This is a genomic window from Staphylococcus canis (assembly GCF_016238445.1).
GTDB classification, from domain to species: domain Bacteria; phylum Bacillota; class Bacilli; order Staphylococcales; family Staphylococcaceae; genus Staphylococcus; species Staphylococcus canis.
This window is the reverse complement of sequence record NZ_JABANU010000025.1, coordinates 13,884-29,878: the sequence shown is the minus strand read 5'-3', so window position 1 is coordinate 29,878 and position 15,995 is coordinate 13,884. Positions and strand designations below refer to the sequence as shown.

Annotated in this window: 16 protein-coding genes and 2 pseudogenes; 17 read left to right on the top strand and 1 reads right to left on the bottom strand. The window is 32.4% G+C overall.

From position 1 onward, the window contains the following. Nucleotides 1–286: 286 nt before the first annotated feature. From mtnN to holA, 13 genes and pseudogenes are all read left to right on the top strand, one after another. Nucleotides 287–973 carry a 5'-methylthioadenosine/S-adenosylhomocysteine nucleosidase gene (gene mtnN / locus HHH54_RS09210; protein WP_198618550.1) on the top strand — a complete coding sequence of 229 codons (687 nt, stop codon included), beginning with the start codon at nt 287–289 and terminating at the stop codon, nt 971–973. Nucleotides 974–1,023: 50 nt separating this feature from the next. Further along, nucleotides 1,024–1,542 (top strand): YqeG family HAD IIIA-type phosphatase, encoded by a 519-nt coding sequence (locus tag HHH54_RS09205; RefSeq protein ID WP_198618549.1) that lies wholly within the window; start codon nt 1,024–1,026, stop codon nt 1,540–1,542. Nucleotides 1,543–1,545: 3 nt separating this feature from the next. Further along, a complete protein-coding gene (gene yqeH / locus HHH54_RS09200) occupies nt 1,546–2,646 on the top strand; it encodes a ribosome biogenesis GTPase YqeH (RefSeq protein WP_198618548.1) in 1,101 nt (366 codons plus the stop codon). Nucleotides 2,647–2,660: 14 nt separating this feature from the next. After that, complete coding sequence (gene aroE / locus HHH54_RS09195) at nt 2,661–3,473, top strand: shikimate dehydrogenase (protein ID WP_198618547.1); 813 nt, start codon at nt 2,661–2,663, stop codon at nt 3,471–3,473. A gap of 10 nt (nt 3,474–3,483) precedes the next feature. Continuing rightward, on the top strand, nt 3,484–3,777 hold the full coding sequence (gene yhbY, locus HHH54_RS09190) for a ribosome assembly RNA-binding protein YhbY (RefSeq protein WP_198618546.1): 294 nt from the start codon (nt 3,484–3,486) through the stop codon (nt 3,775–3,777). Next, the gene (nadD, locus tag HHH54_RS09185; RefSeq protein WP_198618545.1) at nt 3,777–4,343 is read left to right on the top strand and encodes a nicotinate (nicotinamide) nucleotide adenylyltransferase; all 567 of its coding nucleotides are present in this window, start codon (nt 3,777–3,779) and stop codon (nt 4,341–4,343) included. The genes yhbY and nadD overlap by 1 nt, the downstream gene beginning before the upstream one ends. Continuing rightward, nucleotides 4,336–4,919, top strand: a pseudogene (yqeK, locus tag HHH54_RS09180) (bis(5'-nucleosyl)-tetraphosphatase (symmetrical) YqeK). Before nadD ends, yqeK begins: the two are co-directional and overlap by 8 nt. Continuing rightward, the gene (gene rsfS / locus HHH54_RS09175; protein ID WP_198618543.1) at nt 4,920–5,276 is read left to right on the top strand and encodes a ribosome silencing factor; all 357 of its coding nucleotides are present in this window, start codon (nt 4,920–4,922) and stop codon (nt 5,274–5,276) included. Continuing rightward, nucleotides 5,276–6,008, top strand: a pseudogene (locus tag HHH54_RS09170) (class I SAM-dependent DNA methyltransferase). Before rsfS ends, HHH54_RS09170 begins: the two are co-directional and overlap by 1 nt. Nucleotides 6,009–6,039: 31 nt before the next feature. Next, complete coding sequence (locus HHH54_RS09165) at nt 6,040–6,711, top strand: helix-hairpin-helix domain-containing protein (protein WP_198618542.1); 672 nt, start codon at nt 6,040–6,042, stop codon at nt 6,709–6,711. A gap of 64 nt (nt 6,712–6,775) precedes the next feature. After that, on the top strand, nt 6,776–7,240 hold the full coding sequence (locus HHH54_RS09160) for a ComE operon protein 2 (RefSeq protein ID WP_198618541.1): 465 nt from the start codon (nt 6,776–6,778) through the stop codon (nt 7,238–7,240). A 128-nt stretch (nt 7,241–7,368) separates the two neighbouring features. Beyond that, nucleotides 7,369–9,462: a DNA internalization-related competence protein ComEC/Rec2 gene (locus tag HHH54_RS09155; protein ID WP_198618540.1), complete on the top strand. Its 2,094-nt coding sequence runs from the start codon at nt 7,369–7,371 to the stop codon at nt 9,460–9,462. 57 nt (nt 9,463–9,519) lie between these two features. Continuing rightward, nucleotides 9,520–10,494: a DNA polymerase III subunit delta gene (gene holA / locus HHH54_RS09150; protein ID WP_198618539.1), complete on the top strand. Its 975-nt coding sequence runs from the start codon at nt 9,520–9,522 to the stop codon at nt 10,492–10,494. Nucleotides 10,495–10,592: 98 nt separating this feature from the next. Here holA and rpsT read toward each other — a convergent pair whose 3' ends face one another. Further along, nucleotides 10,593–10,844, bottom strand: coding sequence for a 30S ribosomal protein S20 (gene rpsT / locus HHH54_RS09145; RefSeq protein ID WP_198618538.1), 252 nt, complete (start codon nt 10,842–10,844; stop codon nt 10,593–10,595). 331 nt (nt 10,845–11,175) lie between these two features. On the opposite strand from rpsT, the gene lepA reads away from it, so the two are divergent. The 4 genes from lepA (at nt 11,176) to grpE (ending at nt 15,940) form a co-directional block, all read left to right on the top strand. Beyond that, on the top strand, nt 11,176–12,999 hold the full coding sequence (gene lepA, locus HHH54_RS09140) for a translation elongation factor 4 (protein WP_198618537.1): 1,824 nt from the start codon (nt 11,176–11,178) through the stop codon (nt 12,997–12,999). 64 nt (nt 13,000–13,063) lie between these two features. Further along, entirely contained in the window at nt 13,064–14,185 is a 1,122-nt protein-coding gene (gene hemW, locus HHH54_RS09135; RefSeq protein ID WP_198618536.1) for a radical SAM family heme chaperone HemW, read from the top strand. Nucleotides 14,186–14,279: 94 nt separating this feature from the next. Further along, complete coding sequence (gene hrcA, locus HHH54_RS09130) at nt 14,280–15,269, top strand: heat-inducible transcriptional repressor HrcA (RefSeq protein ID WP_198618535.1); 990 nt, start codon at nt 14,280–14,282, stop codon at nt 15,267–15,269. A gap of 44 nt (nt 15,270–15,313) precedes the next feature. Continuing rightward, nucleotides 15,314–15,940: a nucleotide exchange factor GrpE gene (gene grpE / locus HHH54_RS09125; protein ID WP_198618534.1), complete on the top strand. Its 627-nt coding sequence runs from the start codon at nt 15,314–15,316 to the stop codon at nt 15,938–15,940. Nucleotides 15,941–15,995: the final 55 nt, after the last annotated feature.

Here is a 15,995-nt window from a genome sequence, read left to right as displayed (position 1 = left end):
CATAAATATCTCTCCTTAATTCGTTTGTTGGTACTTACAATTATAGAGATATTTGTGCCGTTTTTATATTAAAAACTAAAAAATAACGGCTAGTGAATATTTCACCAACCGTTAAAAGTATAGAGCCCTTAATTGTCATTGGCCGTTAATCTTGCTTTTATGCTACGTTTAATCATAACATTATAGACGCGACGTTTAGATATAGAATATGATAAAATAACAGATGGTTTTAACTATGAAATCAAAAAATTTTGGGTAAACGTATATAAGAAGGAGTTAATTGTAAATGATTGGTATTATAGGTGCGATGGAAGAAGAAATTCAAATATTAAAAGGAAAAATAAAAGACTTAAAACAAGAAAAAATCGCACATACAGTGTTTTATCAAGGGAAACTTGAAAATCAGGAAGTTGTATTAATTCAAAGTGGTATTGGAAAAGTGAATGTTGCGATTGCTACTGCACTATTAATTCAACAATATCATCCAGATTATATTATCAATACTGGATCAGCAGGTGCACTACAAGGTGGCTTAGCTTTAGGAGATGTTGTAATCAGTACAGAAGTGTCACATCACGATGCTGATGCAAGAGCTTTTGGATATCAAATGGGACAAATACCAGGAATGCCTGCACGTTATCAAGCAGATAATTACCTTTATCAAAAGGTGGAAGAGGCGTTACATGCAATTGATGCTCAAATTGTGGAAGGACTCATAGTATCTGGAGATAGCTTTATAGGTACTGACGTACAACGACAAGCGATTCTAGAGCACTTTCCAGAAGCGATTGCGGCTGAGATGGAAGCGGCTGCGATTGCGCAAACGTGTTATCAGTTTAATGTCCCTTTTATCATTACACGTGCTATTTCTGATTTAGCTGATGAAGAAGCTAATATGACGTTTGATGCATTTTTAACAGTTGCGTCGAAGTCATCAAGTGAAATGGTCATGAAGTTGATTAAGTTACTTTAAAAATAAAATAGCAAAATGGGTAAATTACTAGAGTTGGAGGAATTTGGTGCATGATTAAACGTTTATTTTTACCAAATCAATACGTACAATCTATTTATGAAATTAATTTTGATGATTTAAAAAAGCGTCAAATTAAAGGTGTTATTACAGATTTGGACAATACCTTAGTAGGATGGGACGAAGCAGAACCTACACCTAAAGTTAAAGAATGGTTTAAATCATTAAGTGATAGAGGCATTAAGGTGACAGTTGTATCAAATAATAATGAAAAACGTGTTAAATCATTTTGTCAATCTCTAGACGTAGATTATATATTTAAAGCTCGTAAGCCCTTAGGTAAATCTCTAAGAAAAGCTACTAAGCAAATGAGGCTAAAAAAAGAAGAAGTCGTTGTTATTGGCGACCAAATGATGACAGATGTATTTGGTGGAAATCGTAATGGACTTTATACAATTATGGTTGTGCCAGTGAAAAACTCTGATGGGTTAGTAACCCAATTCAATCGATTAATCGAACGTCGAATTTTACATTATTTTAAAAGAAAAGGATTTATTAATTGGGAGGAATAACTATTGAATGAAGCGTTAAAATGTATCGGGTGTGGAGCAACATTACAATCTACAGATAAAAATGCGCCAGGATACGTCCCGCAGTCTAGACTGCATGAAGAAGATGTGATATGTCAACGATGCTTTCGACTTAAAAACTATAATGAAGTACAAGATGTTGGCATGGATAGCGATGATTTTTTAACATTACTTAATCGTTTAGCAGACCAAAAAGGGATAGTTGTTAATATTGTAGATGTTTTTGACTTTGAAGGTTCATTTATCCCTGCCATCAAGAGAATTGTAGGAAATAAAAAAATTATTCTAGTCGCAAATAAAATTGACGTATTACCAAAACAAATCAACAAACGACGTGTTACAGAATGGATACGTAAGTCAGCTAAAAATTATGGACTATACGCAGATGATGTTATTTTAATTTCTGCCATAAAAGGTCATGGATTAAAAGAATTAATGGCATCAATTGAAAAACATCGTAACAATCAAGATGTTTATATTGTAGGGACGACAAATGTCGGGAAATCTACGTTAATCAATCGTTTAATCGAAGAAAGTGTTGGAGAAAAAGATGTAGTGACAACGTCTAAAGTCCCTGGTACGACTCTGGATATGATTGATATTCCGCTTGATGATACAAGTTTGATTTTTGATACGCCTGGTATTATTCAAGAGCATCAAATGACACATTTAGTTACAACGAAAGAGCTTAATACTATTATACCTAAAAAGGAAATTAAGCAGCGTGTATTTCAATTAAATGAAGCGCAAAGTCTATTTTTAGGTGGATTAGCTAGGGTTGATTATATCAGAGGTGGTAAACGTCCATTCATTTGTTATTTTGCAAATGAACTACCCATTCATCGAACAAAACTAGAAAAGGCAGATCAATTATGGAGAGAACAAATTGGTAAATTATTAACACCACCAACTGATTCGAAACGTTTTGATTTTGAAGCGTTAAAAACAATCAATATTGAAACTCAAAATGGAAAACAAGATATTATGATATCTGGACTTGGTTTTATCACAATTAATGAGGGCGCTAGTGTACAAGTTACTGTTCCAAAATCAGTAGATGTGGTTTTAAGACCTTCTATAATGTAAAAGAGGTGGTATAAATGAAATTTGCTGTGATTGGTCATCCAATTCAACACTCACTTTCACCTATGATGCACCATGCTAATTTTAAAAGTCTAGATGAAGCACATGAATATGAAGCATTAAATATTGATCCTAAACATTTTCATCATATTAAAAGTATTATTTCTGAGCGTAATTTGGATGGATTTAATGTTACAATTCCTCATAAAGAACGTATTATTCCATATCTTGATGCGTTATCCCCAGCAGCTGAAACAATAGGTGCTGTAAACACAGTTAAAATTAAAGAAGGTAAATGGATAGGTTACAATACAGATGGTAGTGGCTTTGTAGAAGGGCTAAAACATCGTTATCCTCATTTACAGGATGCGCGTATTCTAATTATCGGCGCTGGTGGGGCGAGTAAGGGTATTGCGTATGCATTGAAAACGATAAGCAAGCACCCAATTACAGTTGCAAACCGTACGCTAGAAAGATTAAATAAATGGACTTTTGATGTTTATCCGCTTGATTTAAAAGAAGTCATATCTAATATAGGACAATTTGATATTGTTATTAATACCACACCATTAGGTATGGATCAATCAACAGAAAGTATTTTGAATTTGACAGGCATTCCTCAACATATTTTAGTATGTGACATTATTTACACACCATTTGAAACACCATTTTTAAAACAAGCGCGATTAAATGGGAATGAAACTTATAATGGTTTAGATATGTTTATATACCAAGGTGCTGAAAGTTATGAAATTTGGACGAATCAACAAGCTAATATAGAAGCTATGAAAGAACGTGTATTAGAACATTTAAAATCAAATCAAAACTAAGGAGGATCTTATGGAACTCACAGGTAAACAAAAAAGGTATTTAAGAAGTGAAGCACATCATATAGATGCTATTTTTCAAATTGGCAAATCTGGAATCAATCAAAATATGATTACACAAATAGATGAAACACTTGAAAAAAGAGAATTAATTAAAATTCATATATTACAAAATAATCTTGATGATAAAAAAGAGCTTGCAGAAGCTTTAAGTACAGCAACAAACAGTCATTTAGTGCAACTGATTGGGTCTATGATCATTTTATATAGAGAATCAGAAGAAAATAAACAAATCGAGTTACCGTAATGGAAAAAGTAGTTGTGTATGGAGGTCATTTTAATCCCATTCATAGTGCACATGAAATGATTATTAGCGAAGTGAATGATCGAATTAACCCAGATTATTTTTACATTGTACCAAGTTATATTTCTCCACTTAAAAAAGCATCAGATCCTTTAAATACAAAGCATCGTATTAAAATGGTGGAACTTGTTGTTGAAAATTTAGGCTTTGGTACAGTCTATTTGAATGAAATAGAAAGAAAAGGTCAAAGTTACACGTACGATACAATGGTAGACATAAAACAAAAACATCCAAACGCGAAACTGTTTTTTGTAATTGGGACAGATCAATTTAAGCAATTGGATCAATGGTACAAAATTGAAGCACTTAAAGCATTGGTCACATTTATCGTTGTTAATCGTGGTGAAACGCACACGTTTAAATGTAATAACATGTTAGCAATTGAAATTCCAGAAATGGCGATCAGTTCAACTGAAATTAGAAAGCGACGTCAAAATAATCAATCGATTCATATGTGGGTGCCATTAAATGTAGAGCAGTATATTACGGAGGAAGATTTGTATGGATAAAGCATTTGCAAAAGAACTTATAGAACAAAAATTGCCTAAAAAAAGATATGAACATTCTCTACGTGTTGCAGATACCGCAGTGAAACTTGCAGAAATATACGAAGGGGATAAAGTGAAAGCAGAATTAGCAGGTATTTTACATGATTTTTCAAAATATGATGATTTAAGTTCACTTTATCAAAATGTAACAAAGTATGACCTTGACTCAGATTTATTAAGTTATGGTTCTGAAATTCTTCATGGTCCCGTATGTGCAGCGATTATGAAACATCAATATAATGTGTCAGATGAAGAAGTTTTATTAGCAATCGAAAATCATACAACTGGGCGTAAAAATATGACGAAAACAGAGAAACTTGTGTTCATTGCGGATTATATTGAACCAGGTCGTCAAACGCCTGGTGTTGATGAAATACGTGATTTTGTGTATAGCGGTAAAGGTTTAGATCGAACAATTTATGAGATTTCTAAGCGCACGGTTTTATATTTAATTTCAAAAGATGTCACAGTCTACCAAGCTACAATCGACTGTTTAAACTATTATAATTTAAATGAAACAAAATAAAGGATGATTAAATGAATTCAAAACAATTATTAGAGTTAAGTATGGAAGCAATTGATAAAAAGAAAGCCGAAGATATTATTTCAATCACAATGAAAGGCATTTCAGATATGACGGATTATTTTGTGGTTTGCCACGGAAATAATGAACGTCAAGTTCAAGCTATAGCTAGGGCAGTTAAAGACGCAGCACATGAAGCGGGAATTGAAGTAAAAAGAATTGAAGGTATGAATGAAGGTCGATGGATTCTTATTGATTTAGTAGATGTTGTAGTGCATATTTTCCATAAGGACGAACGTGATTATTATAATATTGAGAAGTTATATCAAGATGCTGAAATTTTAAGTTATAACGAGGCGTTAAGGTTATAATGCAATACCAAGATTTAAGTACTTTTTACGACATCTTGTCAGATGATCAACCTTATGATTTATGGTTTGATATTATTCAACACATTCAACAAACAAATCATTACACATCGATATTGGACTTAGGATGCGGTACTGGAACATTAACAATGCAATTTCCACAAATATTTAATACTGTATATGGTGTTGATATGAGTCCATCAATGATAGCAATAGCTGAAACAAAATCTCGAGATGTCATTTGGCAAATGGCAAACAGGTGATATGAGCCAACTGAATATAGGGCAGTCATTTGATATGATTTCTATCATTTGTGATTCACTGAATTATGTTGTAGAGATTGAAGATGTGATGAATACTTTTAATCATGTCTATCATCATCTTAATGATGGAGGCACTTTGCTTTTTGATGTTCACACGATTCATAAAATGGAGACACAATTCAATCATCAAACCTATGTTGATGATAGAGAAGAGCTTACACTTCTGTGGCAAGCAGAACAAGGAGAGGAAGCAAATAGTGCCTACCATGATTTAACATTTTTTATTTATGATCAAACTTCAGCGCAATATTCACGCTTTGATGAAACGCATTACCAAGTTACATTACCAAAAGCGCAATATATTGAAATGTTAAAGTTAGTTGGGTTTAAACATATAAAGACATTTTACGATTTTGATTTCAATAATCAAAATTCAGAAAGTGACCGGTTATTTTTTATAGCGAAGAAATAAAGTAAAACACCTTTTTTATACGTGTATATGTATGAAAGAGGTGTTTATTATTAATGAATTTGATATGATTAAAAAACTTGTAATCCAATATAAGGGTGTTGTTTTCGGGATTGCTATTTTACTACTCGTCATAGGCTTTTTTATGTTTAATCAGTTTAAAACAGCTCCTCCGTCAACAACCGAATCCACACATTTAATTGAACAATCTACAGAAACAAATACCATCAATGACTCAGACGGCACTGTGTCAAAGGAAGGACAACCTTCAACCATTATTGTAGATATCAAAGGAGCTGTTAAAAAGCCAAATACTTATACTATGATGTCAACTGATCGAGTGAAACAACTTGTCGATAAGGCAGGATTAAAGCCTGATGCTGATGTGAGTCAAGTGAATTTAGCAGAAAAACTTACTGACCAAAAAATGGTGATGATTCCATCTAAAAATGATGCACAACGTTTAGCACAAAACTCTAATACAGAAGGAGTGGACCAATCTGCCTCAAATACACAACCCATCAACTTAAACACAGCAGAAGCTTCTGATTTAACTGAAATCCCTGGAATTGGTCCTGCTAAAGCTCAAATGATTCTTGCTTATAGAGATGAACACGGACAATTTCAATCTATAGATGAGTTGAAGGAAGTGAAAGGGATTGGAGACAAGACGTTTGAGAATTTAAAAGAATACTTTGTCGTGTGATAAAATAGATAAGGATATATATTGTTTTAGAGTCAATCTTTATTAATAACGAGGTGAACAACGTATGAATCGATTAAAATGGGATGATTATTTCATGGCACAAGCACATTTATTAGCTTTACGTTCTACTTGTCAAAGACTTTCAGTAGGTGCCACTATAATAAAAGATAACCGAATCATTGCAGGAGGATACAATGGTTCAGTTGCTGGCGAGGTGCATTGTATTGATGATGGATGTCTCATGGAAAATGGGCATTGTATACGTACAATTCATGCTGAAATGAACGCTTTATTACAATGTTCTAAACAAGGTGTATCAACAGATGGCGCTACAATATATGTGACACATTTTCCGTGTCTTAATTGTACTAAATCTATCATTCAATCGGGGATTAAAACCATATATTATGCGATGGATTACCATAATCACTCATATGCAATACAGTTACTTAATCAGTCCGGTGTAAAGTATGAGAAAGTTCCGTTTGATGCTGAGCGCATTGGACAGTTATTTTTAAACGAATCATGATTTACGTATTACTTAGTTACCTGGTAGGTCAAATTTTGTATCATCATATGTATACTGCATGTTTTTTTCTATGTTTAATGACATGCAGTGTATATATTAAACGATTGCCATCTCAATTATATTTTATAATGGCAGCCACTGCTCTAGTAGGATTTTACGTTGAATTTAATACCAATCAGCTTATTGCTAAGGATAAAAATGTTGAAGCAATCTATGATTCAAGTCAAATGGCACAAATTACTTTTACCTTTGAAAATATTCCGTTAGTTAAAGATCAGTATTATTCATCACATATTAATACGAATAAAGGTTCATTTGTCTTAACAGCGTTTGATGCCTCGAAAATAATAAAGCCAGACGCAACATTTATTTTAAACCACGAGTGTGTGGCTAAAGGAAAAATGAAACCATCGACTAAACCTGGACTTCCAGCTTATTTTACTATTAAATCTCTTTCAAGTGCCCAGTGTTACATAAAAGAGCCACACTGGACGGCTTACATTATATATCTTAAGAATATCGCTACTGAAAGACTTTTAAGTACTTCACTACCTCATAAGGAAGTCATAATAGCGCTCATTACAGGTCAATCTCAGTTTTTAAATGACAATTATCGTGCCACTATTAGAGGTTTAGGTATTTCTCATCTTTTCGCAATAAGTGGTACACATGTAGGTATTTTCACATTAATGCTACGCTCCTTTTTGAAACGCACTCCTATACCGCTTCTTTTTGTCAATGGTCTACTCATTACAGTCTTACTTTGTTTTTTAATTTTTACAGGATTTACACCAAGTGCAGAGAGAGCTATTATCATGACCATTATTGCTGTAGTTTTTTCAAAATGGTTATATCTTGCAAGTCTACATATATTCATACTGACCTATATGATTATCAGTTTCATTGCCCCTGAACTTCATGTTCATTTAGGTTTCCAGTACTCATTTGCAATTTGCTTCTTGCTCATCTTCATGCAAAATTCTTATCTTAACACTAATTTTTTTAAACGTTTATATTTAACGAGCTTTTTAAGCATATTAGGCACACTTGCAATAAGTTACGAACATTTTAATGAATTTCAATGGATTGGTCTTATAAGTAATCTTATATTCGTGCCATTTTATGGCATAATAGTGATTCCCTTGTCTTTTTTAGTCGTTTTAATTGCGATAATATTGCCACAGTTGCTTTTTGTATTCAATCTCCCTTTTTTAATCATAGAGTGGTGTGAAAATATCTTGATGCGTTTATTTGAACCACTTACATCGTTACATATCATTTTATCTGATATTGGAGAATGGGGCTATTTATTATTGATTGTACTCATATTTTTATTGCTTTGTTTGTGTTCACATCATAGATACTTAACTGCCACATGTATATTGTTTATATCAATTCTGCTGATTTCCAATATAATTGTTCCTCATAATGATCGTATGACTATGATTGATGTTGGGCAAGGAGATAGTATTTTATTTGAGAGTCGAACTGGACAAACATTAATGATTGATACAGGTGGGCAAGTTGAAGGTGGGAGTTTTAGGAAAAATAATAGTAATATTGCGGAGAAACGTATTATCCCTCTATTGAAGAAAAGAGGGGTTAAAACTTTAGATTACTTGGTGCTCACCCATGACCACCAAGATCATATTGGAGAACTGATGCACCTTACGCAATATGCAGAGATTAAAAACGTTATAATTAATCCAAATCGATTCAATCAAGAGAAATTGGCAGAAGTCATTAAATTAGCAGATGTTGAAGGTTTTCATATACAGTCCTATCTTAATTTAAAGGAAATTAAAATAGGACAATTAAGGTTCCAGTTTTTAAATGGTGATGTTAAAAATAGTGATAATCCCAATGAACATTCTATTGTCACGTTAGCTACCTTTAACTCTTATCATATTTTACTGATGGGAGATGCTACAGACGCAAATGAGGCACTACTATTGAAAAGATACCAGTTTCCAGAAATAGACATTTTAAAGGTAGGTCATCATGGTAGTAAAACCAGTAGTTCTGCACCGTTTTTAAACTCGGTTCATCCGAAAATCGCTTTGATTTCTGCAGGAAAACATAATATGTATCATTTACCACATCCAGACATTATTAAGCGACTACAAGAGATGCAAATCAAAACGTATAATACAGCAGATAATCATCATATTTCAATTGATTTTGATCAACATCGTTATTCAATTACACAAGAGAATGAATGAGTTTAGGACGTATTTCGTGTTATAATAACGCTATTGAAATTGGAAAGGGTTTTTAAAATGTCTAATATCCATGTGATATATGGTGATGTACCTGAGCTTATTGATAGAGCAACAGATCAACTTATTAATCGTTATTTAAAAGATACACCTAAAGATGATTTCAACTTTATGAAATTTAATATGTATGAAACAAATTTAAGTGCAATTATTGAGGAAGCGTTGACACTCCCTTTATTTTCAGATGAAAAAGTGATACTTGTTGAAAATAGTTATATTTTTACTGGAGAGAAAACAGCACAAGAAATAAAGCAACAAATTGGGCAACTACAGGAATTTATTGAAAAATATAATGGAGAAACTTTAGTTGTGTTTCAGGTTCATGCATCAAAACTTGATGAGCGTAAAAAGGTTGTTAAAGCGTTGAAGCAACATGCGAATTTGAAAAAGGTAGAACAACTGACAGAAGATGAAATGAAAACATGGATTCGTTCATATTTGAAACGAGAGAATAAGGTGATTGAAGAAGCGGAGTTGAATACTTTCCTCGCATTAACCGGAATACAATTTAAAGTGATACAACAAGAACTAGATAAACTTTTACTTTATATAGGAGATAAACCATCAATAACGAAATCAGATATTGAACTTATCGTAAATAGAAGTTTAGAGCAAAATGTATTTTTATTAACGGAATATATACAAAAAAATCAAAAGGCACTAGCCATTACATTATTAAAAGACTTAATACAATTAAAAGAAGAACCGATTAAATTATTGGCACTTATTACAAGTACTTATCGTGTATATTATCAAGCAAAGATACTGAGTGGAAAAGGATACAGTGCACAACAAATCGCTAAGACGATAAATGTGCACCCATATCGTGTAAAGCTTGCCTTAAAAGAATCCAAAAAATACACATTACCTCAACTCTTAAATATTATAGACCAGTGTGCCGAAACAGATTATAAGTTAAAATCTTCATACTTGGACAAAGTATTAATACTAGAATTGTTTATATTAGCATTATAGTCAATGTCTCTTATATGTATCGTTGTTTATAAATCTTTCGCTTTATTAAGAAGATGTTATAATAAAAAACCTTGAGACTTAAGCCTCAAGGTTTTTTATTAGTTTTGTGCTGACATTAATTTAGATTTCATGCGGTCAGCTTTGTTTGAATGAATTAAATTATTTTGTGAAGCTTTGTCAATACGTTTAACAGCTTGACTAATTAATTCTTGTTTATTATCAGCGTTAGATTCAATTGCTTTTTTAGCACGTTTCACAGCTGAACGCATATCATTTTTTTGAGAAATATTTTTAAGTTCAGTTGATTCAGTTTTTCTTACACGTTTAATAGCAGATTTAATATTTGGCATGTGAGACACCTCCTATAGACTTCTTAGTATCAAAATTAAATTTGATTACAACAAAATTTATTCTATCAAAACTCATGCTATTGTGCAATCATTAATTGCAAAGGAGTGCTAATTTTTTATCTTTGGTGTAATTGAGTAAGGTAATGGTGTTTGAGTGAATGTTATAGCACTCATAACCTATAATATTTATACACAAACTTTTACATAGATATCGAAATTGATGGTCATGTTAAATACGTTGGATATTTGCAATTATGGTTTAAAAACGTTATCATATCAAAGATGTAAGAGTAAACAAAAAGGTGATTTATGAAAGTGAGTAGAATGTGATATGGATAATCAAGAACGTATAAATAGACTGAAATATATCAGAAACTTTTCAATCATTGCGCATATCGACCACGGAAAATCTACACTTGCGGATAGAATTTTAGAAAATACGAAATCAGTTGAATCTCGAGAAATGCAAGCACAATTACTAGATTCAATGGATCTTGAAAGAGAACGTGGTATTACGATAAAACTGAATGCAGTGCGTTTAAAATACGATGCTAAAGACGGTGAAACGTATACATTTCACTTAATTGATACCCCGGGACATGTCGATTTTACATATGAAGTGTCTCGTTCTCTAGCTGCATGTGAAGGTGCAATATTAGTTGTAGATGCAGCACAAGGTATCGAGGCTCAAACTTTAGCAAATGTGTATTTAGCACTTGATAATGATTTAGAACTTGTACCAGTTGTAAACAAAATTGATTTACCTGCAGCAGAACCTGAACGTGTGAAAAATGAGATTGAAGAAGTTATCGGATTAGATAAAGATGATGCTGTACTTGCAAGTGCGAAATCCAATATTGGTATAGACGAAATTTTAGAGAAAATTGTAGAAATGATACCGCCACCAGAAGGAGATCCGAGCGCGCCACTTAAAGCATTAATATTCGATTCTGAATATGATCCGTATCGAGGTGTTATTTCATCTATTCGTGTTGTTGAAGGTGTGGTAAAACCAGGCGATCAAATTAAAATGATGGCTACTGGTAAGACTTTTGAAGTTAATGAAGTCGGAATTAATACTCCTAAACAATTACCGACTGAAGAACTAACTGTTGGAGATGTTGGTTATATTATTGCAAGCATCAAAAATGTAGATGACTCTCGTGTGGGTGACACGATTACGTTAGCGGATAATCCAGCGAGTGAACCATTAAAAGGTTATAAAAAAATGAATCCTATGGTTTATTGTGGACTTTTCCCTATTGATAATAAAGATTATAACGATTTAAGAGAAGCACTTGAAAAATTACAGCTTAATGATGCTTCGTTAGAATTTGAGCCAGAATCCTCTAAAGCTCTAGGATTTGGATATCGTACTGGCTTTTTAGGAATGTTACACATGGAAATTATTCAAGAACGTATCGAAAGAGAATTTGGTATTGAATTAATTGCAACGGCACCATCTGTTATCTATACAGTACAATTACGTAATGGGGAAGAAATTCATGTAGATAACCCAGCTCAAATGCCTGAAAGAGATCAGATTGAAAAGGTATTTGAACCTTACGTTAAAGCAACAATGATGGTTCCTAATGATTATGTCGGTGCTGTCATGGAACTCTGCCAAAGAAAACGTGGTCAATTTGTCAATATGGACTACTTAGATGATATACGTGTAAATATTGTGTATGAATTGCCTCTATCAGAAGTTGTATTTGATTTCTTCGATCAACTTAAATCAAATACAAAAGGTTATGCATCTTTTGATTACGAGTTTATTGAGAATAAAGAAAGTAACCTTGTAAAAATGGATATTCTATTAAATGGTGAAAAAGTCGATGCATTAAGTTTTATTGTTCATAGAGATTTTGCGTATGAACGTGGTAAAGTTCTTGTGGAAAAATTAAAAACTTTAATTCCAAGACAGCAATTTGAAGTACCGGTTCAAGCAGCAATTGGACATAAAATTGTTGCGCGTACGAATATTAAATCTATGGGTAAAAACGTGTTATCTAAATGTTACGGTGGTGACATTAGCCGTAAACGAAAATTATTAGAAAAACAAAAAGCAGGTAAAGCTAAAATGAAGGCTGTAGGAAATGTAGAAATACCTCAAGATGCCTTTTTAGCAGTACTTAAAATGGACGAAGATTAAATCATAAGCTCCCAGTCTCTTAATTTGAAGTTTGAGCTGGGAGTATTTTTATAGGAGGTGGACTATGACAATTCACAGTGCTTATGTACACATCCCTTTTTGTGTGAGAATTTGTACGTATTGTGATTTTAATAAGTATTTTATTCAAAATCAGCCAGTCGATGAGTATATAGAGTGTCTAATAGAGGAAATGAGATCAGCTAGTCATCAAGACTTGGAAACATTTTATGTTGGAGGTGGAACACCTACCGCGTTATCGGATGCGCAATTAGAACGATTATTAAAGGCGATTTCAAGCCTTTTTAATATTAAAGGAGAATATACATTTGAAGCCAATCCTGATGAATTAACAGAGACTAAAATTAGGTTATTAAAGCAATATGGCGTAAATCGATTATCATTAGGTGTTCAAACGTTTGATAAAGCATTACTCAAAAAATTAGGTAGAAGTCATCAAGCTTCAGATATATTTAAAGCAGTAAATATCGCACGTGACTATGGTATTCCATCTATTAGTTTAGATCTGATGTATGATTTACCTGGTCAATCTTTAGGACAATTTCAAGAAAGTCTAAAACAAGCACTTGCGTTAGACATTGATCATATTTCAAGTTATGGATTAATCGTAGAGCCTCAAACTCAGTTTTATAATTTATATCGTAAAGGAAAACTGGAATTGCCTGATGAGGATGTTGGTCAAGCAATGTATCAATTGCTCATTGATAATATAGAACAAAGTGATTTGCATCAGTATGAAATATCAAATTTTGCTAAAGAAGGTCATGAGTCCGAACACAACAAAGTATATTGGAAAAATGAGCAATATTACGGATTTGGTGCCGGAGCAAGTGGTTATATAGACAATACACGTTACACTAACGTCAAACCTGTGAATCATTACATACAAAAAATACGTGATAATGTGTTACCTAGATTAAATGAAACAACGCTTTCAAGACAAGAACAAATTGAAGAAGAGATGTTTTTAGGACTTCGTATGGCCATTGGCGTAAATAAAGAAAGATTTAAGCATAAGTTCGGCACAACACTTGAAACAATATATTCGAAAGAGTTAGAGGAGCTTGAGGATAAAGGGTTAATTACAAACACTGATGGTTATGTTTCCTTAACTGGACGTGGCAAAGTAATTGGTAATGAAGTGTTTGAAGCATTTATTAAAGGATAGTCAAAATTCTTATGCTTTAACATTGACTTACTTTGACCAATTTGTTAAATTATAATTAGCACTTGAATAGGAAGAGTGCTAATGAGGTGAAAACATGATTACAGACAGACAATTTAGTATTTTAAATGCTATTGTTGAAGATTATGTTGAACTAGGATATCCTATTGGCTCTAACACAATCATTCAAACGCATAATGTTGATGTTAGCCCAGCAACTATTCGAAATGAGATGAAATTATTAGAGCAAGAAGGACTCATCAATAAAACGCATTCTTCTTCTGGAAGAGTGCCGTCTGAAGCGGGCTTTAGACTTTATGCGAATCAATTATTAACGCAAACACCTCAAAGTCAAAACGAACAAGCTTTAAACATGTATGAAATGTTTATGGCACATCACTTTGATATTTCGTCGACTTTAGAGTATTTTGCGAGATTATTTTCAAATCAAATACACTATACAACACTAGTTATTGGGCCAGACCATTCAAAAGCATCAATTATAGATATTCGTTTAATTAAGGTTAATGCAAAACATCTAACTGTCATTTTAATTTTTGATACAGGACATGTTAAACAATTGAATATCTCTCTTCATACACCAATTAACCAATTATCGATACTAAAGGTTTCAAATTATGTATCTCAGCATATTAATAACTTTTTAAAAGATGGTAACAATCATCATTTAGAAGCTTATCGATTGTTAGGTTTTAACGATGAAGAAATCAATTTATTAATACGGATATATTTTTTGATTCATCAATATCAAACTACAGAGTCATCTCGTGTATATTTAGGCGGAAAAAATCAGTTGATAGAAGGTTTGGATGAAACAACCGTATCTTCAATTCAACCTATCCTTAAATATATAGAATCGAATCAAATTACAGATTTGATTCGTAGTATTTCAGAGTATCCAATTTCTATTAAAATTGGTTCAGAAATTGAAACTGATTTCAATGATATTGCGATATTAACTAAGCCGTACCGTATTGATGAAAATCTCAATGGTTATGTTGCAGTAATTGGTCCATTAGCTATGCGGTATCAAAGTGTAATTCAATTATTGAATCAAGTTTCTTAAAAACATTTTAATATGAGATAGTAACATCTAATGGAGGTTTGAAGATGTCAGAGAACAAAGAAACATTGAACCAAGAAGAAATGAATGATCAAAAAACAAGCAATGATCAAGAAGAAAAGAAAGTGACGTCAGAAACAGATTCTACACAAAAAAATGAAAATGTAGAATCAACAGAAAATGAGAACAAAGAAGAGTCAAATGATGACGTTTCAACTTCTAAAGATGAAGAAATTCAAAATTTAAAAGAGCAAGTTGAAAAAGAGCAAGAAAAATATTTACGTTTATATGCTGAATTCGAAAATTATAAACGTCGTATACAAAATGAAAATGAAATACAAAAAAAATATCAATCTCAAAGTGTTTTAAGTGATATTTTACCTACACTTGATAATTTTGAAAGAGCATTAAAAATTGAAGGAGACAATGAAGCCTTTTTATCATTAAAAAAAGGTGTAGAAATGGTGTACGATAGCTTATTCCAAGCTTTACAAAATAATGGATTAGAACGAATTAAAACTGAAGGTGAACAATTCGATCCAAATTTCCATCAAGCTGTTGTACAAGATGATAATCCTGATTTTGAATCAGGCGCGATCACAGAAGAGCTTCAAACAGGCTATCGTTTGAAAGATCGTGTATTACGTGCTTCAATGGTAAAAGTTAATCAATAGTTTTGACGAAAAGATTGATATATGTAAAAATAATCATGTTTTAAAATTAGGAGGA

Excerpts from the sequence above, each read along its gene's own strand:
- mtnN (WP_198618550.1), top strand. The coding sequence starts at position 287 with ATGATTGGTATTATAGGTGCGATGGAAGAAGAAATTCAAATATTAAAA.
- HHH54_RS09205 (WP_198618549.1), top strand. The coding sequence starts at position 1,024 with ATGATTAAACGTTTATTTTTACCAAATCAATACGTACAATCTATTTAT.
- aroE (WP_198618547.1), top strand. The coding sequence starts at position 2,661 with ATGAAATTTGCTGTGATTGGTCATCCAATTCAACACTCACTTTCACCT.
- yhbY (WP_198618546.1), top strand. The coding sequence starts at position 3,484 with ATGGAACTCACAGGTAAACAAAAAAGGTATTTAAGAAGTGAAGCACAT.
- nadD (WP_198618545.1), top strand. The coding sequence starts at position 3,777 with ATGGAAAAAGTAGTTGTGTATGGAGGTCATTTTAATCCCATTCATAGT.
- rsfS (WP_198618543.1), top strand. The coding sequence starts at position 4,920 with ATGAATTCAAAACAATTATTAGAGTTAAGTATGGAAGCAATTGATAAA.
- HHH54_RS09165 (WP_198618542.1), top strand. The coding sequence starts at position 6,040 with ATGAAAGAGGTGTTTATTATTAATGAATTTGATATGATTAAAAAACTT.
- HHH54_RS09160 (WP_198618541.1), top strand. The coding sequence starts at position 6,776 with ATGAATCGATTAAAATGGGATGATTATTTCATGGCACAAGCACATTTA.
- HHH54_RS09155 (WP_198618540.1), top strand. The coding sequence starts at position 7,369 with ATGGCAGCCACTGCTCTAGTAGGATTTTACGTTGAATTTAATACCAAT.
- holA (WP_198618539.1), top strand. The coding sequence starts at position 9,520 with ATGTCTAATATCCATGTGATATATGGTGATGTACCTGAGCTTATTGAT.
- rpsT (WP_198618538.1), bottom strand. The coding sequence starts at position 10,844 with ATGCCAAATATTAAATCTGCTATTAAACGTGTAAGAAAAACTGAATCA.
- lepA (WP_198618537.1), top strand. The coding sequence starts at position 11,176 with ATGGATAATCAAGAACGTATAAATAGACTGAAATATATCAGAAACTTT.
- hemW (WP_198618536.1), top strand. The coding sequence starts at position 13,064 with ATGACAATTCACAGTGCTTATGTACACATCCCTTTTTGTGTGAGAATT.
- hrcA (WP_198618535.1), top strand. The coding sequence starts at position 14,280 with ATGATTACAGACAGACAATTTAGTATTTTAAATGCTATTGTTGAAGAT.
- grpE (WP_198618534.1), top strand. The coding sequence starts at position 15,314 with ATGTCAGAGAACAAAGAAACATTGAACCAAGAAGAAATGAATGATCAA.